General features: G+C 39.8%; 19 protein-coding genes. 5 read left to right on the top strand and 14 right to left on the bottom strand.

Annotated features, from left to right (window positions below; translation table 11 throughout):
• Positions 1–408 (top strand): transposase (locus ACYSNQ_RS10165; protein ID WP_426083015.1); only part of this gene is annotated, 408 nt, incomplete at its 5' end.
• A 218-nt stretch (positions 409–626) separates the two neighbouring features.
• Here ACYSNQ_RS10165 and ACYSNQ_RS10160 read toward each other — a convergent pair.
• The 7 genes from ACYSNQ_RS10160 to racE form a co-directional block, all read right to left on the bottom strand.
• A complete protein-coding gene (locus ACYSNQ_RS10160; RefSeq protein WP_426083013.1) occupies positions 627–1,949 on the bottom strand; it encodes an LPXTG cell wall anchor domain-containing protein in 1,323 nt (440 codons plus the stop codon).
• Between the two features lie 175 nt (positions 1,950–2,124).
• Positions 2,125–3,252 (bottom strand): N-acetyldiaminopimelate deacetylase, encoded by a 1,128-nt coding sequence (locus ACYSNQ_RS10155; RefSeq protein ID WP_426083011.1) that lies wholly within the window; start codon positions 3,250–3,252, stop codon positions 2,125–2,127.
• 270 nt (positions 3,253–3,522) lie between these two features.
• Entirely contained in the window at positions 3,523–4,224 is a 702-nt protein-coding gene (gene dapD, locus ACYSNQ_RS10150; protein ID WP_426083010.1) for a 2,3,4,5-tetrahydropyridine-2,6-dicarboxylate N-acetyltransferase, read from the bottom strand.
• Between the two features lie 69 nt (positions 4,225–4,293).
• Positions 4,294–4,788: a cyclic-di-AMP-binding protein CbpB gene (cbpB, locus tag ACYSNQ_RS10145; protein ID WP_426083008.1), complete on the bottom strand. Its 495-nt coding sequence runs from the start codon at positions 4,786–4,788 to the stop codon at positions 4,294–4,296.
• A 476-nt stretch (positions 4,789–5,264) separates the two neighbouring features.
• Positions 5,265–5,780, bottom strand: coding sequence for a metallophosphoesterase (locus tag ACYSNQ_RS10140; RefSeq protein ID WP_426083006.1), 516 nt, complete (start codon positions 5,778–5,780; stop codon positions 5,265–5,267).
• Positions 5,781–5,798: 18 nt separating this feature from the next.
• A complete protein-coding gene (gene rph, locus ACYSNQ_RS10135) occupies positions 5,799–7,145 on the bottom strand; it encodes a ribonuclease PH (RefSeq protein WP_426083004.1) in 1,347 nt (448 codons plus the stop codon).
• 4 nt (positions 7,146–7,149) lie between these two features.
• Positions 7,150–7,959 (bottom strand): glutamate racemase, encoded by an 810-nt coding sequence (gene racE, locus ACYSNQ_RS10130; protein WP_426083003.1) that lies wholly within the window; start codon positions 7,957–7,959, stop codon positions 7,150–7,152.
• 417 nt (positions 7,960–8,376) lie between these two features.
• Here racE and ACYSNQ_RS10125 point away from each other — a divergent pair, with 417 nt between their 5' ends.
• The 4 genes from ACYSNQ_RS10125 (at position 8,377) to ACYSNQ_RS10110 (ending at position 11,457) form a co-directional block, all read left to right on the top strand.
• Positions 8,377–9,108, top strand: a complete 732-nt coding sequence (locus tag ACYSNQ_RS10125; protein WP_426083001.1) for an amino acid ABC transporter ATP-binding protein — start codon at positions 8,377–8,379, stop codon at positions 9,106–9,108.
• Positions 9,109–9,205: 97 nt separating this feature from the next.
• On the top strand, positions 9,206–10,015 hold the full coding sequence (locus ACYSNQ_RS10120; protein WP_426082999.1) for a transporter substrate-binding domain-containing protein: 810 nt from the start codon (positions 9,206–9,208) through the stop codon (positions 10,013–10,015).
• A gap of 46 nt (positions 10,016–10,061) precedes the next feature.
• Positions 10,062–10,790, top strand: coding sequence for an amino acid ABC transporter permease (locus ACYSNQ_RS10115; RefSeq protein ID WP_426082998.1), 729 nt, complete (start codon positions 10,062–10,064; stop codon positions 10,788–10,790).
• Between the two features lie 10 nt (positions 10,791–10,800).
• On the top strand, positions 10,801–11,457 hold the full coding sequence (locus ACYSNQ_RS10110; protein WP_426082996.1) for an amino acid ABC transporter permease: 657 nt from the start codon (positions 10,801–10,803) through the stop codon (positions 11,455–11,457).
• A 244-nt stretch (positions 11,458–11,701) separates the two neighbouring features.
• Here ACYSNQ_RS10110 and ACYSNQ_RS10105 read toward each other — a convergent pair whose 3' ends face one another.
• The 7 genes from ACYSNQ_RS10105 to ACYSNQ_RS10075 form a co-directional block, all read right to left on the bottom strand.
• The gene (locus tag ACYSNQ_RS10105) at positions 11,702–12,922 is read right to left on the bottom strand and encodes a carboxylate--amine ligase (RefSeq protein ID WP_426082994.1); all 1,221 of its coding nucleotides are present in this window, start codon (positions 12,920–12,922) and stop codon (positions 11,702–11,704) included.
• Between the two features lie 29 nt (positions 12,923–12,951).
• Positions 12,952–13,605, bottom strand: a complete 654-nt coding sequence (locus ACYSNQ_RS10100) for a TetR/AcrR family transcriptional regulator (protein ID WP_426082992.1) — start codon at positions 13,603–13,605, stop codon at positions 12,952–12,954.
• Positions 13,606–13,827: 222 nt separating this feature from the next.
• On the bottom strand, positions 13,828–16,251 hold the full coding sequence (pheT, locus tag ACYSNQ_RS10095; RefSeq protein ID WP_426082990.1) for a phenylalanine--tRNA ligase subunit beta: 2,424 nt from the start codon (positions 16,249–16,251) through the stop codon (positions 13,828–13,830).
• Between the two features lie 6 nt (positions 16,252–16,257).
• Positions 16,258–17,304: a phenylalanine--tRNA ligase subunit alpha gene (gene pheS, locus ACYSNQ_RS10090; protein WP_426082988.1), complete on the bottom strand. Its 1,047-nt coding sequence runs from the start codon at positions 17,302–17,304 to the stop codon at positions 16,258–16,260.
• A gap of 370 nt (positions 17,305–17,674) precedes the next feature.
• Positions 17,675–18,019 (bottom strand): winged helix-turn-helix transcriptional regulator, encoded by a 345-nt coding sequence (locus ACYSNQ_RS10085; RefSeq protein WP_426082986.1) that lies wholly within the window; start codon positions 18,017–18,019, stop codon positions 17,675–17,677.
• Between the two features lie 66 nt (positions 18,020–18,085).
• Entirely contained in the window at positions 18,086–21,883 is a 3,798-nt protein-coding gene (gene addA / locus ACYSNQ_RS10080) for a helicase-exonuclease AddAB subunit AddA (RefSeq protein WP_426082984.1), read from the bottom strand.
• A complete protein-coding gene (locus ACYSNQ_RS10075) occupies positions 21,876–25,445 on the bottom strand; it encodes a PD-(D/E)XK nuclease family protein (protein WP_426082982.1) in 3,570 nt (1,189 codons plus the stop codon). The genes addA and ACYSNQ_RS10075 overlap by 8 nt, the downstream gene beginning before the upstream one ends.
• Between the last annotated feature and the right edge of the window lie 466 nt (positions 25,446–25,911).

Genomic DNA, 25,911 nt, shown 5'->3' with positions numbered 1-25,911 from the left:
AGCAGATTGAACGATGAAAAGCGCCTTTGGCGTCCTGGTTTTAAAAACTGTTTAACAGAAACAGAGATTGTAGATCGCTTACTTCACGTTTCGCCTGAACTACAAACGGGTTACCAACTATACCAAGATTTGCTTTATGCAGTTAAGAAACGCGATCAAAAATACTTTGAAGAACTGCTTGCTTTTGATCCGACACTTCCAGAAAGTTATCGAACCACCTTGGAGACATTTAAAAAGTTTCTTCCACAAATCAAAAATGCTCTTCAACACACCTACTCCAATGGACCGCTGGAATGTTTAAACAACCATATCAAAGTTTTAAAAAGGAATGCGTATGGCTTCCGTAGCTTTTACAATTTCAAACTGCGAATTATGATTCGCCACGGCAACGCTTTAATTGTAAACTAAAAAAGACCAAGAGAAATGTTTCCTCTTGATCTTCAAAAATTCTAAGATTTCTCTTCACCAACATTAGTTGACAAAGAGCCGTTTAATTATGATTCGCCACGGCAACGCTTTAATTGTAAACTAAAAAAGACCAAGAGAAATGTTTCCTCTTGATCTTCAAAAATTCTAAGATTTCTCTTCACCAACATTAGTTGACAAAGAGCCGTTTTTTAGCTGTTTTATTCAGTTTCTTTTTTCCTTAACAACAAGAAACCAGCGTAAGCAGCCATTGAGGTTCCAACAATCAATGCCACAGCACTCGACTCTTCACCTGTTGCAGGTAGTTGGTTTTCTGTTTTAGTAGTTGTATTCGTTAGCGGCAGAATGACCTGCTCTGGAGCGAGATTATTATGAACAACAGGTTGAACTATAGTCGCAGGAGGAACAACATTATTTATACCAGGCAATTCTTCTATAGTAGACAATGTTTTATATCTAAATACAAGTGTTTCTCCCCCTATAATAAACGTATATAAATAAGGAAAATCATTCGCTGTAATAGGATTACCTTCTATATCCAACAAATCGTCAAAACCAATTAATTCTCTATCAGAGAAAATTTGGGGATTAATCCAAATATGATCATCCCATTTTTTTCTGTGTGTCTCAGAATAAAACTGATTACCATTTTCGTCCACACATACAATATTCAAATCGTATTCCAATCTAGTATATTTTACATGGAATAATTCTGTTCCAGAATTACCGAAGATACCAGTTATAGGTCCGCCCTCATAAATATATCCTCTAATTTCCGGTGGATTAAATGTATACTTTTCTCCAGGAGTTCCAGTAATATATGGTACCGGATAACCTCCAGTAATGATATAATTTTGATCATCAACATAATTAAAGACAACACTTGTATCAGTTGGAAGAGATAATTCTACAGTTAGTACAGTCAAATCTGATGACAAATAACCTTGTACCGAACCACTAACTGCAGAATTATTTGAAGTAATACGTATATCTGAAATTGACGAAACAACATATCCTTTTGGTGCAGACATATTCCAAGGCTCTCCATCAAAACCTACAATTTCTTCCACATGAATCAAACTTCCATTGTGGATAAAATTAATTTTCATTGTTACTGCTGCAACTTTTTGAGTTGCAACTTCTTCAGCTGCCAGCTCTTCAACAACTTCCGGCAATACAGCTTCTTCTGTCGTTTCAGTTTCAACTGGTACCTCTGCCTCTTCTGTTGTTTCTTCAGTTGTTGTCTCCGTTGTTTCTTCAGTCGTTGTTTCTGTTTCTTCTGAACTTTCATCTTCTGTAGAAGACTCTTCTGTTGTTTCTGTCCCCTCAGTCAACTCAGAGCTTTCGGTTGTTTCTGTTGTTCCTTCTGGGAGTTCAGTCAACGAGTTTTCAATCGCTTCTTGTACAGCTTCACGGGAAGCTGCATCATAAGCAGGTGTTCCTTCAGCAAAAACTTGTTGTGCACTCAATACCGTTGGGCAACATAACGCTGCCAACGCAACACAATACAATACTTTTTTCATTTTTTCTCTCCTTAATGTCAAAGATACATATATTTTAGCATAGACATTTCCGGAAAGAAACAGATTTTTTACAAAATCACATTATAAACCGCCAATTTAAGCAATTTGTAGACAAAAAAGACCAGAGACACTTCATTAAGAAGCATATCTGGTTATTCTTTTTATAACATTTTACTCATTTATCTAATGACTGTAGAAAATTCCCAACATGTTCTACAGCAAATGGCAGGGCTTCTTCTTTGGGCTCAAATCGTTCAGAATGAAGGCCATACAAGCTTTCCACTCCTAGCCAAAACATTGTTCCAGGCACTTTGGATAGCAGATAGCCGAAATCCTCACCAGTCATGGCAACCGGAGCTTTTTCAACTACAACCTCCTGCTCATTCTGCATAAACTGAACAAACGTTTCTGTTGTTTTCTGATTATTAATTACTGGTAAATAGCCTTTCTGATCAAGAATCACATCTATTTCACAATTGAAAGACTGACTGATGCCGACTGCCAATTCTCTAATTCTTTGCTGAGTCAAAGCATTGCTCTCATCAGTCAATGTGCGAATGGTTCCAGTGATTCTCGCTTCCCCTGCTATTACGTTATTCGTTGTTCCGGCGTTAAAGGTACCGAACGTCACAACTCCGCCTTCCACAGGGTTAACGTTTCTACTGATAATCGTCTGCGCCTGCTGCACAAAATTAGTCGCTGCGATAATCATATCATTCGCTACATTCGGAAATGCCGCATGGCCGCTTTTCCCCTTAAAATGAAGCCTAACTTCACAGGTCGCGGCAAAAAGCGTACCGCTTCTGGTTGCCACTGTTCCTACTGGTAAATCAGGATTCACATGTAAGGCATAGAATTCATCTGGAAGCCAGTCGCCAAAGACACCTGCTTCATACATCAGCATCCCTCCTGCTTCATTTTCTTCCGCTGGCTGAAATAGGAATAGATAGTTATTCTTCGGCTGTTCTCTAGACAGTTTTTCCATCAAGCCTAAACCAATGGTCATATGAAAATCATGACCACAGGCATGCATTTTCCCTTCATGTACTGAACGAAAATCGGATAGGACCTCTTCTGTGATAGGTAAGCCGTCAATATCCGCACGCCAGCCAATCGTTTTTTCAGGATTATAGCCCTGAACGAAAACTAGTGTACCTGTCTGCCAGGTTTTTATCTTCATATACGAGGTTTTAACAGCGTTAATCTCTTTCAATAGATAGTGCTGTGTCTCAAATTCTTCAAGACCAATTTCCGGAATTTGATGAAGTGCTCTTCTAATCTCACATAACCGTTCCTGTATCACGTTCTTTTCTCCATTCTAACCGACTATAATGTTATCCCTGATAGACAAATAGGACATTCTTATCCCCTTGTCTCCCTAAAATCAAATAAACAGTGTGCCAAAAGTTGTCTCCTCAGAAATAGGCGAACTACACTGAAAATAGGAGAAACACCAGCTAGCCATCAATCAACAGCTACTCGATTCCTTCACAGTGCTTCTTAACAATTTTCGATATAGTCCGCTTCATTTCTTGAGACAGAACACTTCGGTCACCCCCTCTAGCTTCAATGTCTATAATTTTCGCAGTTCATCCATCATATTCGTCTTGCCTTTTGTTTTTTCATCAATATCTTTAATCTTTCTCGCCGGCACACCAGCGACAACGGTATTTGGAGCAACGTCATCTACAACAATCGCTCCCGCAGCGACCACTGCTCCTGCTCCGACACGAATTCCTTCTAAAACGACTGCATTTGCGCCAATCAATACATTGTCCTCAATAACTACTGGCTCTGCACTAGGCGGTTCAATCACTCCAGCGAGTACCGTGCCTGCCCCAATATGACAGTTTTTACCAACGGTAGCCCGTCCGCCAAGAATAGCACCCATATCAATCATTGTTCCTTCACCAATCACAGCACCAATATTAATGATTGCCCCCATCATAACTACTGCATAATCGCCGATTTCTACTTGATCTCGAATGATAGCTCCCGGTTCAATTCGTGCATTGATTTCTTTCGTATCTAATAAAGGAATTGCGGAATTACGGCTGTCATTTTCAACAACATAATCTTCTATTACTTCTTTATGCGTTTCTAAAAACGGCTGAATAACCGACCAGTCTCCAAACAAGGTTCCTGTTTTGCAATTTGTAAAAGCTTTAACACCTGTTGGATATATCAGTTCCTTCAATCGCCCTTTTAGCGTTACTTTAACTGGTGTTTTCTTTTCTGCATTCCCGATGTAACTAATAATTTCATACGCATCCATCCCGTTAACTCCCTTCAGTTTCTAACAAACAGCATAACAAATAAGCAGCTAAAAGTGAATCAGCAGCAACTAGATTGCCTGACCTTCCTCGTCTTCATTCATTTTAGGCAAAACGATATTATGCTTTTCCAATTCATGTGCCATATGGTTGACAGCCTTCAGCAGTTCTTTTCTAGTAATGATTCCTTTAAAGCATTGATTGTCGTCAACAACCGGCAAGAAGGGAGAATCTACCAGTAAATGCAGGATATCTTCTAAATCCCAGTTCTCGCCAATTACAGCTACACCGACTTCCATAACATCTGCAACAGTAAATTCCTGTAGTTTTTCCAAATCGACAGAAGTTAAATCGAACATCTTATCCACTACATCAGCTAAACTAATCAATCCAACGAAACGATCTCCTTTGTCTAATACAGGAATCTTCGAATACCTTACCTGTGATAAGACAAGCAGCGCGTGGTTCAGCGGATTTAAGCACATCACATTTGCAACATTCTCTGCTGGTATCATAAATGTTTCTTTTTTTTCAAGTAATAATTCTTTAACAGCATTTCCAATCATTGGAGTGCCTCCATTTCGTTTTTTACCCTACAAGTTACATTGTACAAAAAAGAAAGTCGAATGTCTTCAAATTCGCAGTTTTTTCACATTCGTTTAAAAAATTTTACATTTCAGTTCCCCTTGACTTTTTTACGGGAAAACATCTGCATTCCTTATGGCTCTTCATTTGCTGTTCTGATGGAAAGACAATTACTCCACAATATAATAAAATCGTAGTAAAAAACTATTTTAAAGCGCTTTCTAGATAGCTGTAAAATACCAAACTATATTTTTGAGTGTCCTGTCGTTTAACTATAAAAAGGGGAAAACAATAAATTCCCGCCTCTTAGTACACCTAAATCCGAAGCAAAGACAAGCCCCAAAGCTGTTCATTCGGAAATAAGCCGTACTATACAAAAATAACTCCACATGGACATTTTCAATACAGTACAGCCTTTTTCTTGAAGCAAAACATTTTTGAACTAGCATTTCTCTTATTATTTGTTAAATTTAAAGTGAAGTTTTGAAACAGCTTCAAAATTGCGGTCATAATACTGAACCTCAAAGTTATCTGCTGTACTTTCAATCAGTGCGTAGGACTGTATCTGAATCGGTCCTCTTGGCAAACGGATACTACCGGGATTTAAAAACAAGCAGTTCTGTCTCATTTCACAGCCGATTTCATGTGTATGACCAAACAAAGCAATTGTTGCACCAGCTTCTTCCGCCTGTAAAGACAGCTGATTCAGACCAAAACGAACATTGGAAAGATGTCCGTGGGTCATGAAAATGATGTCTTGCCCTGTATTTTTTACAGCTGTATCAGGAAATCCAGGACCGTAATCACAGTTCCCTTTTACTACCACAGTAAAATAATCCCAGAGATGATCTGACGCTTCAAGTTCAGAATCACCACAGTGAAACATTTCATCAACTTCATCCTTATATCGGTTGACCAGCTGAACTAAGATATCCCGGTCACCATGATTATCACTTACTACTAAATACTTCATCTATTTCCTCCTGTCGGTTTAGTTCTTCAGCCAGCTTTCCCATTCATTTTTTAGTTTGGCAACAGCCTTCCCGCGATGACTGATTTCATTTTTCACTTCTGAAGGAAGCTCTGCAGCTGTTTTTCCTTGTTCAGGGACAAAAAACAGTGGATCATAGCCAAAACCATTTTTTCCTCTTGGAATCGTACCGATTTGCCCTTCCCAGTCCTCTTCCACCACAAGACTTTCTTTATCTGGAGCCGCAAAAACCAGTGTACAATGGAAACGGGCTGTTCGTTTGTCTTTAGGAATTTCTGTCATTTCATGCAATAGTTTGGCGTTGTTGGCGGCATCACTCTTAGGCTCCCCAGCAAAACGAGCAGAATAAACCCCAGGCATCCCATGCAGTGCATCTACAATTAATCCAGAATCATCGGCCAAAACTGGTTGTTGTAAAATTGAAGCAATTGTTTCTGCTTTTAGCCGGGCATTTTCTTCAAAGGTTGTGGCAGTCTCTTCCACATCAGGAAGCTCTGGATAATCCAGTAGTGTTTTTACAGCATAGCCTTTAGAAGCAAACAAACGTTCAAACTCTGCCGCTTTGCCTGGATTAGCAGTCGCTATGACAATTGTTTTTTCATCTGCAGTATTCTCTACTTGAGTAGATTGAAACAAAACATTTTTTTGCTCCCCTATTAGTTCACTGATTCCCGTTTTTCCATAAAAGAGCATGCTGTTCAGCTCTTCACCAGAAAAAGTTGCTTCTTCCCCTGTTCCCTGAATCTCCACAAATTCTCCTGATTCAGTCATTACTAAATTCATATCAACTTTTGCTGAAAAATCTTCTTCATAATCTAAATCAAGTACACAGTGACCATCTGGTAGAATTCCTACGCTGACAGCAGCTAAGTGCTCCTTGATTGGATCTTCCGCCAATACACCAGTATGGAGCAGCTTATCTACAGCTAAACGCATAGCCACAAACGCACCAGTAATACTTGCAGTACGCGTACCGCCGTCCGCCTGAACAACATCACAGTCAACAATAATACTACGTTCGCCTAACGCTTCCAAATGAATGACAGAGCGTAACGAACGGCCAATTAGCCGCTGAATTTCCATTGTTCTTCCAGAGAGCTTACCTTTCGCACTTTCTCGTATGTTTCTAGTATTTGTTGCTCTAGGAAGCATGCTGTATTCTGCAGTCACCCAGCCGGTTCCTTGTCCTCTCAAAAAGGGCGGAACTTTCTCCTCAACGGTTGCCGAGCAAATCACTTTTGTATCGCCAAATGAAATAAGTACAGAGCCTTCAGGATGTTTGAAGACATTTGTTTCAATCGTTATTTTCCGCAGCTGGCGTTCATTTCTTCCGTCATGTCTAATCATATTTCTATCTCTCCTCCAGTTTTACATGGTATGCATCAATCGTTTCCAGTTCAAGCCAGTCATTGGCAATCTTTTTAAACATGGCTGCTGAACCAGTTGTATAAAATTCATTTAGCGGCTGAACGGACTGAGGTGCAGCGGATAAGTTAAAGTAATCCAACAGCACGCTGACTTCACTTACTGTTTCTGCTCCAGAATCAATCAGCTTCATTTGACTGCCCATAAAATTTTGGATTAAGGGCCGCAGTAAGGGATAATGAGTACAGCCTAATATTAATGTATCCAACCCTTTATTTTTTAGTGGCCTTAGTGTTTCAGACACAACTTTTTTTGCTACAGAAGAGTGATATTCACTACTTTCTACAATCGGCACAAACTTTGGACAAGCCAAACTTGTAACTTGAACAGCAGGTACTTTTCCCTGCATGGTAAACTTATAGGAACCGCTCTTAATAGTACCTACAGTGCCTATTACACCAACCTTATTGATTTTAGTGGCTTTTAGTGCAGCTCTTGATCCTGGAAGTATCACACCTACAACAGGTATATCCAGCTTTTCTTTTATTTCTTCCAAGGCAACAGCTGTTGCTGTATTACAGGCAATAACCAGCATCTTAATATTTTTCTTCAATAGAAAAGAAGTCATTTCCCAAGTAAACTGAACCACCTGTTCTGCTGGACGAGGACCATAGGGACAACGTGCTGTATCACCTAAATAAATCAACCGTTCATTCGGCAGCTGTTTCATTGCCTCTTTCATAACCGTTAATCCGCCCACACCGGAATCAATAAATCCAATTGCTCCATTATTCATCTATATCAAACCTTTATCATTTTTTTCAATACCCTTATTCTCTACTTTTTCAAAGACTTTTTCAAGCATTAATCCTCTATTCTCATTTTATCCTACCATACTATAAGCAGATTTTTCTTCGTTCAGTTTTCACAAAAAAACTAGTATTCCTTAAAAACTTATGTTATAATTTCTAACATTAACAAAAGAAAAGAATTATGATAAAAGCATTAACTTTTAAGTATAAATGTTTTTACATTAGTGAAAACAATCTGTTTTTATTAAATTATCATTAAAATAGCCAGTATCCGACTAGTCAAAGCAACTATTCTGAATGAAATGCTCCTCTGATTTTTCCTTCCTTCTCTTTCTTTTCGTTATTTTTCATCACATTTCATACCTCAGAATAGATACTATTATACATAAAGGAGAACGTTTATGATTTCATTAGAACATGTTAACAAATACTTTGGGGACCATCATGTGCTAAAGGATATTTCCTTTTCAGTTGCAGAGGGTGAAAAAATTGTTATTATTGGTCCTTCCGGCTCTGGAAAAAGTACATTAATCCGCTGTATCAATCGTCTGGAAAAAGTAACTGATGGACATATCCTAATCAACGGTACAGACATAACTGAACCAAAAGCACCTATTCAAGAAATTCGGCAAAAGGTCGCTATGGTCTTTCAGAACTTCAATTTATATGCCCATAAAACAATTATTGACAATCTTACCTTAGCGCCAATCAAAGTTAAGGGCATCAGTAAAGAAGAAGCCACTAGAACAGGGATGGAATATTTAGAGCGTGTTGGTTTGGCGGATAAAGCAAAAGCCTTTCCTGCCCAGCTATCTGGGGGACAGCAGCAGCGTGTGGCAATTGCCCGCGTACTAAACATGCATCCTGAAGTTATCTTATTTGATGAACCAACTTCTGCCCTTGATCCGGAAATGATTCAGGAAGTTCTAGATGTAATGGTTGATCTTTCAAAACAGAATATTACGATGATTTGTGTTACACACGAAATGGGCTTTGCCCGTCAGGTGGCAGATAAAGTCATTTTTATGGATGACGGACAAATTGTTGAAACCGGCACTCCAGAACACTTCTTTACAAACACCCAGAATGAGCGGGCAAAAGAATTTTTGAGTAAAATTATTCATAATTCCTAAAGGCTGCTCTTTTCAATGTAATTGGAGTAATTTACAGAAATTAGTTTTTAATCACTTTACATTAGTTTATTGTTAAAAAATTAGGAGGTAGTTTATTATGAAAAAAACTAAAAAAATACTGGGCGGCTTATCACTTCTTCTTTTACTGGGATTAGTTACAGCCTGCGGCGGCGGTGAAGATGCTGCGTCAAACTCAGGTGCTTCAGCGCTAGATAAAATTAAGGATGCCGGCGTAATAAAAGTTGGAATTAAAGAAGATGTACCTAACTTTGGCTATATGAACCCAGATACAAACAAAAATGAAGGAATGGAACCTGACATTGCACGCAAAATTGCGAAAGAACTAACTGGTAGTGAAGATAATGTCGAATTTGTCGGAGTAACCGCAAAAACGAGAGGTCCGTTATTGGATAATGGCGAAATTGATATGGTTATTGCAACTTTTACGATTACAGATGAACGGAAAGAAACCTACAATTTCACTACACCTTACTATCAGGACGAGGTTGGCTTTTTAGTCAGAAAAGCGGATGGATTAACTGATACAGCGAGCCTTGACGGTAAAACAATTGGTGTAGCACAATCTGCAACAACTAAAGAAGCGATTATTGCAGAAGGTGAAAAGCTGGGTGTCTCTTTTAACTTCCAAGAGCTAGGTTCTTATCCCGAACTGAAAACAGCATTAACTTCTAAACGCATTGATGCTTTCTCTGTTGATAAATCTATTCTGTCTGGTTATGTTGATGACAGTACAGAAATTTTAGCAGATGGTTTTTCTCCGCAGGAATACGGTATCGCAACGAAAAAATCCAACACTGAACTAAATGATAAATTAAATGATTTGATTACAAAATGGCAGGATGACGGATCATTAGAAGAAATCTACAAGGCATGGAACCTGAAGTAAGCTTCTACTTCACCAGCGTTTTGTATGGATGTAGGAGGGAAATTATATGCCATCTTTTATAGCTACCGCCTCATGGATGACTGAAGGGCCATTTGCTCTTCATCGCTGGCAGGCTGTTTTAACAGATTGGCGTTTGTTTGCAGACGCCTTCCTGTATACTATTTTAATTTCATTAGGCGCCCTCGCTTTGGCTTTGTTTTTAGGGATTTTCTTCGGAAGCCTATCAGCAACTAACAGCCGAGTGTTGAAAGGAATCACCCGCGTCTATGTTGAGTTCTTTCAAAACACACCACTGCTGATTCAATTTGTGGTGGTATACTATGGTTTGCCAATGATTATGATTAACGGTAATCCTGTCTTCACCTTTTCAGCCACAACTACGGCTATTCTCTGTGTGGGACTTTATCACGGCGCCTACATTTCAGAAGTTGTTCGTTCTGGTATCGGAGCCGTTCCAAAAGGACAGTTCGAAGCAGCCTATTCGCAGGGCTTTTCATATAGCGAAGCGATGCGGTATGTTATCTTACCTCAAGCTTGGAAAATTATGCTGCCTCCTTTAACAAATCAGGTAGTTAACTTGATTAAGAATACGTCGACAGTGGCTATTATTTCCGGTGCAGATGTCATGTTTACCGCTAATAGCTGGTCCTCGGTCAATCTGAATTATATTCCTGCCTTTGCAGTTGCTGGTCTTCTCTATTTTATTCTTTGCTTCCCATTAGCAACACTAGCAAGAAGACTGGAAGAAAATAATAAGAAAGCATACAGCAGATAGGAGGGGACATATGTCAGAACAAATTAGTCAAATTTTTACCGCTAATAATTTGAAATTTTTATGGAATGGTTTACAACTGACGCTTTATATTTCCTTTGTTGCCATTCTCCTGAGTACAATTTTCGGCACAGTCCTTGCTGTATGTCGAAATCAAAAACGGGGACCATTAAAATTTCTGGCAAGTCTCTATATTGAAATTGTCCGAAATATCCCCAACCTGCTTTGGATTTATGTTATTTTCCTGATTTTCAAAATAAAATCAACACCCGCTGGAATCGTCAGCTTTACTGTTTTCACCACAGCAGCTCTTGCAGAAATCATTCGCGGCGGATTGAATGGCGTTGATAATGGTCAAAAGGAAGCCGCTCGTTCTCAAGGATTCAGTAAGTTTCAAATCCTTCTTTACATTGTATTGCCGCAGGCGATTCGTAATGTATTGCCGGCAATTATTTCACAGTTTGTTACAGTGATTAAGGATACTAGCTTCCTCTATTCAGTTATTGCCTTACAAGAACTTTTCGGTAAATCCTATATACTTATGGGACGCTATGCGCAAACGTCTCAGGTTTTTGCGATTTATGGACTGGTCGCACTAATCTACTTTGCCATTAATTTTTCAATCTCACAATTTTCAAGATGGCTTTCCCGAAACTGGGTTAAAGGTTAATAAAAAATTGAGATAAATAGCCAACGAGTGAAAGTCAGATTTCTCTGCTTTTCAGCCGTTGGCTTTTCTTTTTTATTTGAGGTTGAGGTAAAGACGGGTTGCTTCAAGCACCAGGTAGGTATCAATCAGCAGCTACTTGGTTTCCTCGTAGTGTTTCTTGACAATTTTCAGATTACCTTCTTATTGCTATGAAACACAGTGAGAGAAGAGCTGATGTTAAACAGTGCCTACTTGGTTCTCGGAGCTAAACACTTTTGTCACAATCTCCTTCAGCGATTTTCTGAATTATCTCTGGCGACAGACTATAGTTGTTAACCGCCTGTGCTGTCATCTTTCTATGCACCTTCGGATTCATCAGAAAAATGATAAAAGCAACCATTAAAGGCAGCAAGCTCGGCAGATCATTCAATGGAGTTAAAACCTCTCTACTCTCTTTAAACATCCCTTTATGGAATAAACAACTGAAAAATATTTTAAGTATTTCCAACCTGCTTTCCGTCTTTTCAGCAGTGCCCATAAGTAATGCAAGGGTGCTATGTGTTTTAACGCCGGCTTTTCCTATTCTTAATGGCTGGTCAGTAAATTCCTGCTTTTCATTTAACCCAATCAATAGCTCAGGAAAATTTACACCAGCTGCTGCCGCATTGCCTGGCTCAACCATCCGCGGATTGCATTCAATAAATAATAATTGATGCTTATTCTTAATAAAATCAAATGTAATTCCACCATTCCAGCCTGTATGCCGGCCAAAAGCAATTAACTGCTGAATAGCTTCTGTACTATCACAGCTGATTCGAGCTGCTGCCGAGCCGCCGGGACCAATACCGGTTTGTTGTGAACTATGAACAGCAATCAGCTTCCCTTCTTCAAACAAGGCCTGTACTTGTCCGTAGGTACCGCTTACATTTTTTTGAATCATTAAATCGCTCACTTTGATTCCCTTTTCCGCAAAAACCTGCATCTCTTCTTCAAGCTCTTGAGGGTTATGAATCTTCACCACACCTCTGCCTGCAGTGCTGAAATCAGCTTTCAGCCAACAGGGGAATTCTGACCAGCTAGCTCGGTTTTCAGCCAGACACCATTGTGGTTGAGGAAAATGAATCTGCTCACTTAATTGAGCAAACTGACGCTTTCCTTCAACCTTTTCAAAAGCATCCTTTGAAGCAGTGTAAACTGGAAGACCTTTTAAATAGTTCTTAGTCCAGGCAAAAAGCCAGATTTCTTCATGAGTAGGTAAAAGACAGGTATAGTGGTTCTGTTCATGTCGTGTACTGATTTCTTTTAAAAATGCTTTCGGCTCGTTTACCCGATATCCTGAAAAATAATGTCTACGCCACTTGGAAAAACGGCTAATTGACCACTTTGATGCCCCCATTACATCTACAATCACTCCTGCTTTTTTTAACACAGTCAATGTTTCTCTAGATGTTAAGCTGGCTCCCTCTGACATTAAAATTTTTTTCATGCTGCTTCCTCCTTTCAAACAATCCTTCGTTAGTATAAAAGATACGCGTGTGTCAGCATGTCTTTTAAAACCTGACGGATGGACGAAATCTCATAATCCTCTTCAACAAAAGCCTCGTACTTCTTGTAGATAACCATTCGCGCGATACTTTCAATCACTAGCTCCACATGGTAAGTTTGGTGTGTCAGTTGTCGAATCCTGCCTGCTTTCATTTCTCTATCAAAAAATAGCTCTACGTAAGAAAACAGCTGATAACGATACTTTCTATAGATTTCTGTAAGTAGGGGATCTACTTCTTTATTTTTCTCAATCATTAGAAAAACAGCCCTATATTCAGTCATTCGGTCAATCAAACGATCAATTAGCTCTTCAAATCGGCATTCTTCCCTCAAAATATTCTTTTTTAACTCTGTGTCCTGTTCTTCAAAGGTTTTTTCAATCATTTTATGCAAACTCGATTGCTCCATTTCTACGATGGGAAAGGTTGGTTCCTCTGCTATTTTTAAATGAACGAAAAATAGGTAATTCCAAATCGCTTCTTTGCTAGTAAAATAATTATAAACCGTTCCAGTTGCTATCCCTGCGTTTTCAGCAATATTACTAATTTTTGTCTGACGAAATCCCTGTCTGATAAATAATGAAACAGCAGCTGCTGTTACTTGTTCTAATACATGCTTCTTCATAATATAGTCCTCCTTACTAAATATGAATGAATGGTTCATTCGTATTTAGCTTACACGATTTTTATAAGAAATTCAAGAAAAAAAGCGCTTGAGACATAATTAAATGCTCAAACGCTTCTTTTAATCATTTCTACATGACTCGTGAGACAAAGTACTTATCTGTATTAAATAGCGGCAAATCAAGCCGCAGAAGCCCTCATAGATAACTTCTAGCTAATAGACCTAGCGAATAGTTACACTGAACTTCTCAGTTAATGCTTTCTCAATTTTCTTCATTGCACTATTCACTTCTTCCTCAACCAAGGTTGCCTCAGAGTTGGCAAATGTCAGACTGTATGCCATTGATTTCATGCCAGAATCAATATTAGCTCCCTGATATACATCGAAAAGATGAACATTTTTTAGGAAACGGCCAGCATTTTCCCAAATACAGCTTGTCAATTCCTGATTTGTCACGGTCTCCACAACTAGCAGAGCTACATCCCGACTTACTTCCGGGAATTTAGAAACAGCTTGAAAGACAAATTCTTCTTTTTCAGCAGCAAGCAGTCCGCGCAGATTCAGCTCAGCAACATATGTTTCTGGAATATCATACGCTTTAGCGGTTAAAGGATGAATCTGACCGATAAAACCAATAGTTTTTTCATTTAGCTTGATATAAGCTGTTCTCCCCGGGTGCATTTCAGGCAGTTCAGCTGTTCCTTCAAACGTTATTCCAGATTGATAACCAGTTGTTTCAAACAAGTTATCCAGCATCCCCTTCAATGTATAAAAATCTACTGCTGAAGCAGTTGTCTGCCAATCCTTATCCAAACGATTTCCAGTCACTGCAATGGCTAAATGATTTTCTTCATCAGGCAGGTTTTTTAACGGATCATTTTCCTGATAGAACACTCTGCCTACCTCATATAGTGAGACGTTACTATTTTTGCGGGCAACGTTATAATTTATATCATCTAACAAACCAGAAATCAGATTCATACGCAAAACTGAACGTTCTTCGCTCATCGGCCAGTTCAGCTTTGTTGGCTGGCTTTCTTTTAATGAAAACTGTCTCGCTTTCTCTTCTGTAGTTAACGCGTAGCTGATGGCTTCACTTACACCATAGCCCTCCAGCATTCCCTTTAGCTTACGGACAAAACGCTGATCTTCAGTCAAACCGGCTGCAACAGTCTCTCCTTTTGGCAAGGTAGACGGCAGTTTGTCATACCCATAGATTCGAGCAATTTCTTCGATTAAATCAGCTTCAATCGTAATATCCCATCTCCGGGAAGGAACAGTTACATAAAATACCTCATTTTCAGAAGTATATTCAAAAGCCAACGCTTCAAAAATTTCTTCAATCTCTTTCTCAGTCAACGCTGTACCTAAGTACTGATTGGCCCGTTCAACAGAAACACTGACTACGGGTTCTTCAACAGTTACCTCACTACCAATACTTTTCCCAGAAACTACAGTTCCTCCAGAAAGCTCAGCAATCATCGCTGCAGCGGCATCGCCTGCTGCTCCAACAGTGCCTTTATTAATCCCTTTTTCAAAGCGGCTGGATGATTCACTACGCAGATTGAACTGTTTGGAAGTTTTTCGAATGGACAAAGAATCAAACAAAGCGGATTCCAAGGCTACAGTTGTTGTTTCTCCTGTAATTTCAGAATTAGCACCGCCCATAACTCCAGCTAACGCAACCGGAACTTCACCATTTGTAATAACCAGATTTTCTGATGAAAGCTGACGCTCGCCTCCATCGAGAGTAGTCATTTTTTCCTGTTCCTTGGCACGTCGAACCAGAATTTTTTTACTGTTTAGCTTATCATAATCAAACGCATGAAGCGGCTGACCAAATAAGAGTAAAATGTAGTTTGTTACATCAACCACATTATTGATTGGACGAATCCCTTCATTCATCAAGCAGGTTTGAAGCCACAATGGGCTTTCCTGAATTTTCACATCTTTAATAATTCGAATTTGATAAGCTGGCGTATCTGCTTTATCGGCTACTTCAACTGAAACATAATCTGCCGCAGTTTCACTTGTATCTTCTTTCAAAGCAAATTCTTCAAAAACAGGTGTTTGACGATAAATCGCACCGGCTTCATAAGCAACCCCGCGCATGCTCAGTGCATCCGCCCGGTTCGGTGTAATAGACAGCTCAATAATCGCATCATCCATATCGAGATAAAGAAAGACAGCCGTACCGTTAACAGCCTCTTGAGGCAAGTAGTAGATTCCTTCCGCATAAGCTTTAGGAATAACATTTTCTGAGTAGCCAAGCTCTTGCAGAGAGCAAATCATTCCATTGGAAACTTCTCCCCGCATTTTACCTTTTTTGATTTTTTGATTGCCGGTAATTCGTGCACCAGGTAAAGCAACGATAACTTTAATTCCAGTTTTCACGTTAGGAGCGCCGCAAACAATTTGCGAAAGCTCTTCTTCCCCGATATCTACCTGACAAATGGACAAATGATCAGAATTAGGGTGAGGAATGCATTCCTTCACTTCTCCAACCACAATCTTTTTCAATCCCTCTTCGGGAATTTCAATACCTTCAACTTCAATGCCGGTGACCGACATTTTATCTGCAAGCTCTTTTGGTGTTACTTTTGATAAATCCAGATATTTACTCAGCCATTTATATGAAACTAACATAGATTTCTACTCCTTTTCCTTGAATTGATTTAAAAAGCGCAAATCATTCTGATAGAAACTGCGGATATCATTCACACCATAACGCAGCATCGCTACCCGATCTGGTCCTAAGCCGAAAGCAAACCCGGAGTATTCCTGAGGATCGATTCCTGACATCTCCAAAACGTTGGGATGAACCATACCAGCCCCCAGAATTTCAATCCAGCCAGTATGCTTACAAACATTACAGCCCTCGCCGCCGCATTTGAAGCAGCTTACATCCACCTCTACAGAAGGCTCTGTAAACGGAAAGTAGCTTGGACGCAGACGAATCGTCCGATCTTCACCGAACATTTTTCGAATGACAACTTCCAATGTCCCCTTTAAATCGCCCATTGTAATATTCTTATCAATTACTAACCCTTCAATTTGATGGAATTGATGGCTATGTGTTGCATCATCTGTATCCCGGCGGAAAACCTTCCCTGGCGAAATCATTCGCAGAGCACCTTTAGAAAAATCGTGTTTTTCCATAGTCCGTGCCTGAACAGGAGAGGTGTGGGTACGAATTAAAATTTCATCTGAAATGTAAAAGGTGTCCTGCATATCTCTGGCCGGATGATCCTTCGGCAGGTTCATTCGTTCAAAATTATAGTGATCGGATTCTACCTCATACCCTTCAACAATCTGATAGCCCATTCCAATAAAAATATCTTCAATTTCTTCCATAATTTGAGAAAGAACATGTCTGCCTCCACGGCTAGTTTGTGTTCCCGGAAGCGTCACGTCAATCGTTTCTTGTGCCAATGCCTCGTTCATTGCTGCTTCTTCAAGAACTGCTTTCCGTTCTTCAACCGCTTCACTCAGTAAATCTCTAATTTCGTTGGCAAAGCTTCCAACAACTGGACGCTCTTCCTGAGATAAATCCTTCATTCCTCGCAGGACTTCAGTAATCGGTCCTTTCTTTCCAAGTGTTTCTACTCGGATTTGATTCAGTTCTTTTAAATCACTGCTTTGACTAATTTTCAGCAATGTTTCATCCTTCAACACTTCTAGTTGTGTCTTTAATGACATAATATTCTTCCTTTCCCTTTTATATTCAGCCGCTGCTTGTTTCTTTATCCAGACGGATAACAGCTAGAAATCCTTGTTAAAATTGGTAAAAATAAAAAAAGCTCGTTCCTTAAAAAAGGAACGAGCTCTCGTGGTACCATCCTCATTCACAACAAAAATATGCTGTGCACTCTATTTTTTAACGGTTTCTGCCGGTTAAGTCAATCAAGACAAAACAAACTCCGGAAGTGAAATGTTCATTTTTCGATTTCGTGATCTGCTTTCAGTCTATGACAAATCTTCCCTTTTACGAATCAACCAAACTACTTGCTTCCATCAGCGTTCTTTATTATTTAATTGACTATCAGTTTACAAGAAAATTTTCAATTGGTCAACTGCATTCTTCATCAGTGACCCATTTTTCTGCCCAAACCTGCAGCTGCTTCATCGACTTCTCCAAATCTTCACCCTTGTCCGTCAGAAAATATTCTAATCTTCCAGAATCATCACAGCGAGCAGCTTTACTGACAATCTGTTCACGTTCCAGCTCTCTCAATCGTTCAACAAGCAGGCGGTCACTCAGCATCGGGATCTTATTTTTCAGTTCACCAAAACGTTGAGGTCCATTTTCCAGCAAAACATCAATGATTAAACCGTTCCATTTCTTTCCTAAAATCCCAAAAGCCTTCTCGAATTTAGGACATAAAGAAAAGCTGGTTGTTTTTACTTGCTCCATTTTTCCTCACCTCATGAAAAGAGTATAGCACAGAACTTACTATTTGTAAGTTCATCTGCTTTTCTTTTATTCAAAAGCTTCTATCTTAGTTACTTGTCTACTTAGTAAATCAATAATTACTCCACCGTTCAACAGAACCATATAAACATGACTAACTGGCTTATTCGTAGATAATTCAAGCGCTTGCTGGTACATCCTTAGCTGTCCTTGATAGCGCTGCAGCATCCGGTTAAGCTCTGCAGCATCATCTGCCTTTTTGATGTAATCTGTTTTGTAGTCAAAAAGAATACAGCGGTCATCCAGCTCCAGATAGCCATCGATGATTCCGTGAACAAGCAAATCATCCGCTGTCTGCTCAGGGTAATCCTTAATGACATCCTCGGCTTTCATCAACATCGAAAAGGGCTGCTCTCTTTTTACCTTATCCGGATGAGCCAGCAGGAGCTTTCCAAGCTCTGAGTGAAAGAAGCTTACCATTTGGGAAATATCTATCCGCTGACCAATTTGTTCTGTGATTAGGCCCTGTTCTATTAGTCTTTTCAACAGCTGCTCTAAGGTTGCTCTTTCAGGTGTTTCAGTTAAATCAATCAGCTGCAGTAGATAATGAGTAGCCGTTCCTACATCCGCCGCTGACGGCTGTTGAATCTCTTCCATGAACCGAGGTCTACTGAACTCCTCTGTTGTCAATCGGTTAACAATTCGTTCATTCATTTTTGCCTGCTGTTCTGAAATATCCAGCTTACCAATCGATTTTTCATCAGGATCTTCAAACAGCCGCTTAATTTCAGACACAGACTGATAATTGGTTGTCTGGGTTGAGATAGCATATGGATAATTGTAGTTTAGACGTTTTAATCCTCTTGTCAGCAACACTTGATTATCTTTGCCGGAGACTGACTTCTCTACAGGCATCTTCTCAAAACTTTGAAGCTTGGAAAATGCTTCCTGTATCATTGGTTCATCCATAAAAGAAACGGTAAACCGGCCAGAGTGTTCCCTAATTTCTTTCAATGAAGCAGTTGAGAAAAATGGGTTTTGACCATCAACATGGCGAACAAGCGTCATACCAATCCAGTTCATCAAACTGCTCTTACTTTGAAGCCGATTCTCCTGAGGCAGAACTAGAGTGGCAACATCTTTGACCTTTCCCCATTCTTTCCAAGCAGCTTCCTGATCGTTATAAGACCCCACAAGAAAAAGTTTTTGTTCAGCTCGCGTCAATGCTACATATAGTTTACGCATTTCTTCTGACAACAGCTTATTCATTTTTATCTGCTTCAGTGCAAGAAACGGCAGTGTATCGTATAAGGTTCGTGTATCTGCTTCGAGGAAGCGAATACCTGCGCCTAATCGATCATCAAATATATAACGTTCTTTCAAATCAGACAAATTAAACTCCTTTGTCATATCTAAAACAAAAACAACAGGGAACTCCAACCCTTTACTAGCATGGATAGTCATTACCCGCACAGCATTTTCATCTTCTAAAATAACAGGCTCCGCTAAATCTTTATCTTTCTCCTGCATTTTTTCGATGAAACGTATAAATTGAAATAGCCCACGAAAACTGGTTTTTTCGTAATTGGCTGCCCGGTCAACTAAGGCATAGAGATTCGCCTGCCGCTGTTTTCCAGCCGGCATTCCTCCTGCATAATCTAGATAAGCTGTATCTTCAAATATTTTCCAGATAAGCTCAGATAGATGGGTTCTTCGGGCCATTTCCCGCCAGACATCCAGATTTTCAGCAAATAGACGTGTTTTCTCTGCAAGCTCTCGTTCTTCTGACGTAGCCCCATGACGCTTGTTGAAAGCGAGAAAGGCCTCGTAATACAACCCTTCCTTCTGAGCCAGCCGTACTTTAATCAGCTCCTGCTCTTTCAAACCAACAATTGGCGAACGCAGGACAGCAGCCAATGGGATATCCTGATAAGGATTATCAATCAGCTGCAACAGTGCAACCATTGTGCGAATCTCAGTAGCCTGAAAATAGTTTTGAGCGTCATTAACCTGCAGCGGGATGCCGGCAGATTTGAAAATCTCCAAAATTGTTAAGTTATTCTTTTTTGTTGGCGTTAGCAAAACAATATCCCGATAAGTAACTGCCCGGTTTTCCTTAAGCTTTTTATCATAAATCTGGAACCCTTGATCGACTAATTCACGAATCTTCAAGGCAGTCATGTGAAGCTCGCCTTCTGTTTTATCTTCAATCATAAAGTCTTCGGAAAGAAAAGTAGATGCTTTTTCTTCAGTCGCTTCTTTTTTCTTTTCATAAATCAGCAATTCCGTATTATAGTTTCCTTCTTCAGAAAATTGCTGAAAACCGTTGACTAGCTGTGCATCTTCATCATAAGCAATTTGTCCAACCTGTTCATCCATCAGCTGTTCAAAGACTAGATTAGTAAAATCCAGTACATTTGCCCGAGAACGAAAATTTTCAGCAAGTACAATTCGTTTACCACCGTCTTGTTTGCCGTAATTAACATACTTTTCAATAAAAAGACTTGGATCAGCAAGTCGAAAAGAATAAATGGACTGCTTTACATCCCCCACCATGAAAAGATTTCCCTGCTCAGCATCCGCGCGATACAGCCAATAAAGGATACTTTCCTGCAGCCGGTTGATATCCTGATACTCATCAACTAACACCTCATCAAATTTACTTCGATAATAAACTGAAGCCTCGGTTGGCTGCCATTCTCCATCGTACTTGTTAGCTAAAATCCTCAAGGTAAAATGCTCTAAATCATTAAAATCTACTAGTCCTTTACGCAGTTTTTCCGTACTATAGGCTGACATAAAACCTGCGCCGACCTCCGCCATTTTCTTAACGACTTCCGCAGATTGATCCATTACTTGCTTCATTCTTTCTGGTGATAGAGTGAACAGCGAAGCCACCAGCTCTTTTATTGTTTTTTTGTTTGTTTCTCTTAATTGTTTAATTTCTTCTACAATTTCTTTTAATTCAGCGACTCTAACAGTCGGAAACCGGTCAAAGGCTAGGGCTTCCGTCAGCTGATAAGCAGCTTCTAATTGATTCTCTTCCAGATACCCAACAAACTGCTCTACCCAATTTTTTTCTTTTTGAGCTAGTTCTGTAATTTTTTCCAGTTTTTCCTGCCCAGCAGATAGTTCGTACATTTGCTCATATCTTGCGCTGGTCAACAGCATGCTCTCCACAGCCTTAGGCTTCAAGGTTTCCTGATACAGAGGAGATTCGCCGATATCCTCTGCTACTTGGTAAACACTGGGAAGTTTCTTTAACCATTCCTCCGGATCTGGATTAGCTTTAGCAAATTCATAGAGAGAAAAAATAAGTTTAGTTAGACCATCGTCTGTTCGGTCATTGGAAAAATTGCTGGTCAAACGATAAAATGATTCATCATCCGCTGTATATAATGACTCTCTCAGCTCATCCCATACGTCCTCCTTCAGCAAAAGCATCTCTGTTTCATCTGTTAATAGACGAAACACCGGATCCATATCGATTAAGTAATAAAACCTACGGATAACGGACAAGCAAAAGGAATGAAGGGTACTGATAGCAGCCGTCGGCAGTAAAGAAATCTGCTTGATAAAATGTTGCTTTCGCTCTGAATCTGTTTCCTGATTCATTGCTTTTTGCAGTTCAGTTTGGATCCGCTCCTTCATTTCCTTTGCCGCCGCTTCCGTATAAGTAACAACTAGCAGACGGTCGATATCTGTCCCAGCTTTAATCTTTTCAATCACCCGCCGGACAAGCACTGTGGTTTTTCCAGAACCAGCAGAAGCAGAGACTAGGATGTTTTCATCCCCGTCAAAAACTGCCTGCCACTGGTTATCCGTAAACTGTTCGTTTTCTGAACGTAAAGGAATCATTTTACTCATCCCTCAGTCCCTCCTTTCCTACTTCATTTTTCATGCGATCAATGATTTCCTGTCTGTTCATCGTTTCTATTCGATGGTAATTGTTCTCCTTCAGCATCACATCAAAGCTGCAGACACTGCGAAACGGACAATACTTACAAGCTATTCTTTCCTTCCCCTGATAGGCAGGATCCAAATTTACCTCGCCGCTAGTCATTTTATTGCCGGCTTCAACGAACTTCTCTCGATTGTGTGCCCGTAGCAAATCGAACTCCTCGTTTGTCACAAATTTTTCCTCTTGTCTTCTGCCAGGCTTAATCACTTCTTTAGCCGACTCTTCAATTGGAAAGATAAGCGAGCTCTGCTTTGGTTCAAGTGAACGGTCCAGATGCTCTAAAAGGTTTTGGTCATTCAGCAATAGACCATCAAATTGAAATTTTTTCAATATCTGATTATCCAGCTCATTGTTCCCATCAAAATTAAGAATTGGATTATGAACATGAAGATAGAGGGAACCAGCAGCTTTGGCTTCTTTACCCACTAAATCAACAGCGTCCATCAGAGCCACATCGAGATAAGTAAGCATCTGCATCGCTAAACCATAATACGCCTCAGTTAAATTAAACTTACGGTGACTGGATTTATAATCAATGACGCCCAAATAAGTTTCTCCATCAAGCTCCAGCTGATCAACACGGTCAATTTTCCCCCGCACACTAATACGACCATTATTCTGTAACGGAAGCTCTAAGCCGCGAATTCCTTTTTTACCTGCGAGCTGACCAAATAGAACCTCCGTTTGAACGGTTGAAAGGCCGCTGCGTTCTCCTTGCTTTTTCAATGCCCAGCTTACCTTTTTAATTGTCTGCTGCAGCTGATATCGAATAAAATTCATTCGATTTGAGGACGTCAGAATGTCAAATTTCCGATCACCTAAAACACTTGTCAGAACTTCTTCTGCTACCTCATTTAGCTCTCTATCTGTTAAATCAGAAATTTGCTGATTGTTTTTTATCAGCACCTTAAACAGCTGATCTAATGCTTCGTGAAAGAATTCTCCTGTTGCTGCCGGAGACAACCCAAATCGGTCTCTTTCTCTCAGCTTTAAACCATATCTGGAAAAGTACTGATATTGACAGCGATAAAAACTTTCAATTCTTGATACAGAAGTATGGATATGTTTTCCATAAACTTCTTCCGCCAGCTCAGCACCCAGATTTTCCGGTCTATTCGCGTGGCTGATACTTTCAAATATTCTAGCAGCTAAGGGAGCCAGCGGCTGATTGCTTAAAGAACGTTCAAGCATCTGCCAAAAACCTGAAAGTCCCAGCCGGTTCTCTGCTTTCTGCCGCTTTAGATTGGTTAAATCGCTAATTAGCGTGCGATAGGTACCCACATGGCTGAGACTGATTTCTTCGTCATCGGAAATCGCTAATGCATTTTTATAAATAGTATCAATCTTTAATCCTTTTTGAAGAATAGATAGGTAGGTTGTCGGTCGAACATCATGAGCTGTATCAATCATTCGCGGATAGGATAAATAGATTTTTTCAGTTCCAGACAGCAGCATAATATACGCCACATATGGTTCTCGGGCCAGCTTTTGCCGGGTATCCTGCATAAAGTATTTTCCATCAGCTAATGTTTCATTCATACGACTTCGTTCTTCATCGGACAAAAGTGTCTTGTTTTCAATCTTTTTAGGAAAAACCTGATCAGTCAAACCAATGGCAAATGTAATCTTTCCTTGACCTGGATGGAGAGTATCAATATTTCTAATCTGTACCTGATCGATTGCTGTTGGAATTTTGCTGTAAGTCAGTCCCTCCAAACCGCTGGAGAAGATTTCCTGAAAAGCGGAGAATTCAAACGGCTCTTCTTTATAAATCATGACATATTCATCGATCAGCGTCATTAGTGCATCCCATGTTTGTTCATGGTTGCGGGCTTCTTCTAAAGCCCCATTGGCAATCGCCTGATTACGCCACCTCTTCATCTGTTCTTCTACACCGCAGTTGATTAGGAAGCGGTAAAACAGCAAACCAGCAGTTTCCCCTGTTTTCGTTTTTTCAAAAGCCTTAAAAAAATCAGGAAGCAAACTACGGACAGCATTTCTGACCTCATTTGATTCTTTTTCCAACGAATTAGTATCATCAGGCTTTTCTTCTTCATAGTTGTACTGGAGGAATGTCCAATCTTCTTTACGAGTCCAGCGGCTCCCCTCATATCCATAAGCCAATACAACATTTTCCGCGATATCAATTTTTCTACGCCAGTCATTGCGGAGCAATAACCAGTCTTCATCTGTTGAGGCTTGTGGGAAAAACAGCTCAGTCCGCAGAAACCGCAGAACATCCCTATAACGGTAATGGTAATTATATACAGCAAACAAGGATTGGATAAATTCAACTAAAGGATGCTGCTCCATAGACATATCTCTGTCAATATAAAATGGAATATCATGAAGCTGCAGTGTTGGCTTCAAAATAGATGCGTAGGCTTCAAAGTCTCTAGTTACAAGCTGAATATCTTTAAAGCGGTACCCGTCCTCCACAACTAATCGCCGAATCTCTTTGGCAACGGCCCCCAACTCTTCTTTAGGTGTTTCTGCGCACCAAATCTCAATATCCTTTTCAGCTTTCAATCGTTTCTTTTCCTGACTGACACTTGTTTGGGCTTGCTGCCAATAAGCTGCACTTAGCTGAATTTCCTTCGACTGAACGAGTTCTCGACTGTTTTCAATATAGTCAGAAAGCACAGGTATCTGTAGCTCTCTTGCGGTTTGATAAAGCTGAAAATAGGTCGTTCCTGTACCAAAGAACAAATCTCCCGACTGTGGTTTTTCTCCTGGATAAGGCTTATCCAAAATCAAGGATGCTTTGAGCTCTGCTCCCTGCTTCATCAGCGTACGAATAAGCAGGTGTTCCTTAGCAGTGAAACGATCATAACCGCTAAGGATGAAAAGAACGTTACTTAAATCTTTCGTTTCTAAATAACTGGACAATACGCTTAGAAATTCAATATCCTCAATACCATGTTGCTCCAGCTGTTTTTCGAACGCTTCAAACAGGCAGCGGATGTCTGCAAGTTTTTGTTCAACATCCAAATCCTCAAAGGCTTGTTTGTCATTCAGAAATGTTTCTAAATCCATCAGTGCTACATTTCCATCCTGCATCTCCTGATACAAAGAAAACAACTGTTGAATAAAACCAGCTTTATTCACTTCTCCGCGAAAAACGGTTAACTGATCTTCCTTCTCAGATAAAATTTTTCTAAAAATCATTGCTGCACCCACGTCGGAAAGTATCTCCTGCTGATAATACTGCGTATGCTGAAGATAATACCAGGCTAAGCGCTGAAAACTAAAAACCTGTAAACGCATAGAGGCAGTCGTTCCTATTGGATGAGCCGATTTAGTTCTCATTTCTTTTAAGATAGCAACTTCTTTTTCAAACTTTATATGGTTGGGTACTATATAAAAAACTTCATTGTCCGGATGAACCGCCAACCATTCCAGCGCCTTATCGACTAAGGGGGCTTCAAGATTCTTTTCTCCGGTTCCACGAATAAACTGCAGCGACATTGTCCATTTCCCCCTCATTATTATGAAATCAGCTTCTATAAGCTCTACTCTTTATTTTAGCTTGTGATATAAAGTAACGCCCAAATACTTCTTTTACTAATTATCTGAATAAAAATCGGTATACATCAATACCCGATTGTTTTGAATAACTAAAAAACAATGCTTGAGGTAATAAGAAGAATGTTCCTTAATGTTTGTCCAACAACTAGAAAGATGTAGTAGGCACCGAATAAATTACTCTCTCATTTCCTACTGATAAAAAGTCCTTCTTATTGCCGAAACACACCACAAAAACATCTGGATGTTACTCAGTACCTACTTGATGCACAAACGCCTGTACTTCTATCCTAGCACCCTTTTCACATATGAATCTGCGCTTACGGGATTCTGCGTATCTATCTAGAGCCTCATTAAAAGTATACGCTTTTTCAGTTAAAATTGATAAAAATCATAAAAATTGGCTGGG

The organism is Enterococcus sp. LJL51, assembly GCF_054871795.1.
The sequence above is the reverse complement of the archived record's forward strand: the minus strand, read 5'-3'. Positions and strand labels throughout refer to the sequence as shown.

Coding starts and splice junctions, on each gene's coding strand:
- ACYSNQ_RS10160 (WP_426083013.1), bottom strand. CDS start 1,949: ATGAAAAAAGTATTGTATTGTGTTGCGTTGGCAGCGTTATGTTGCCCA.
- dapD (WP_426083010.1), bottom strand. CDS start 4,224: ATGGATGCGTATGAAATTATTAGTTACATCGGGAATGCAGAAAAGAAA.
- cbpB (WP_426083008.1), bottom strand. CDS start 4,788: ATGATTGGAAATGCTGTTAAAGAATTATTACTTGAAAAAAAAGAAACA.
- ACYSNQ_RS10140 (WP_426083006.1), bottom strand. CDS start 5,780: ATGAAGTATTTAGTAGTAAGTGATAATCATGGTGACCGGGATATCTTA.
- rph (WP_426083004.1), bottom strand. CDS start 7,145: ATGATTAGACATGACGGAAGAAATGAACGCCAGCTGCGGAAAATAACG.
- racE (WP_426083003.1), bottom strand. CDS start 7,959: ATGAATAATGGAGCAATTGGATTTATTGATTCCGGTGTGGGCGGATTA.
- ACYSNQ_RS10125 (WP_426083001.1), top strand. CDS start 8,377: ATGATTTCATTAGAACATGTTAACAAATACTTTGGGGACCATCATGTG.
- ACYSNQ_RS10120 (WP_426082999.1), top strand. CDS start 9,206: ATGAAAAAAACTAAAAAAATACTGGGCGGCTTATCACTTCTTCTTTTA.
- ACYSNQ_RS10115 (WP_426082998.1), top strand. CDS start 10,062: ATGCCATCTTTTATAGCTACCGCCTCATGGATGACTGAAGGGCCATTT.
- ACYSNQ_RS10110 (WP_426082996.1), top strand. CDS start 10,801: ATGTCAGAACAAATTAGTCAAATTTTTACCGCTAATAATTTGAAATTT.
- ACYSNQ_RS10105 (WP_426082994.1), bottom strand. CDS start 12,922: ATGAAAAAAATTTTAATGTCAGAGGGAGCCAGCTTAACATCTAGAGAA.
- ACYSNQ_RS10100 (WP_426082992.1), bottom strand. CDS start 13,605: ATGAAGAAGCATGTATTAGAACAAGTAACAGCAGCTGCTGTTTCATTA.
- pheT (WP_426082990.1), bottom strand. CDS start 16,251: ATGTTAGTTTCATATAAATGGCTGAGTAAATATCTGGATTTATCAAAA.
- pheS (WP_426082988.1), bottom strand. CDS start 17,304: ATGTCATTAAAGACACAACTAGAAGTGTTGAAGGATGAAACATTGCTG.
- ACYSNQ_RS10085 (WP_426082986.1), bottom strand. CDS start 18,019: ATGGAGCAAGTAAAAACAACCAGCTTTTCTTTATGTCCTAAATTCGAG.
- addA (WP_426082984.1), bottom strand. CDS start 21,883: ATGAGTAAAATGATTCCTTTACGTTCAGAAAACGAACAGTTTACGGAT.
- ACYSNQ_RS10075 (WP_426082982.1), bottom strand. CDS start 25,445: ATGTCGCTGCAGTTTATTCGTGGAACCGGAGAAAAGAATCTTGAAGCC.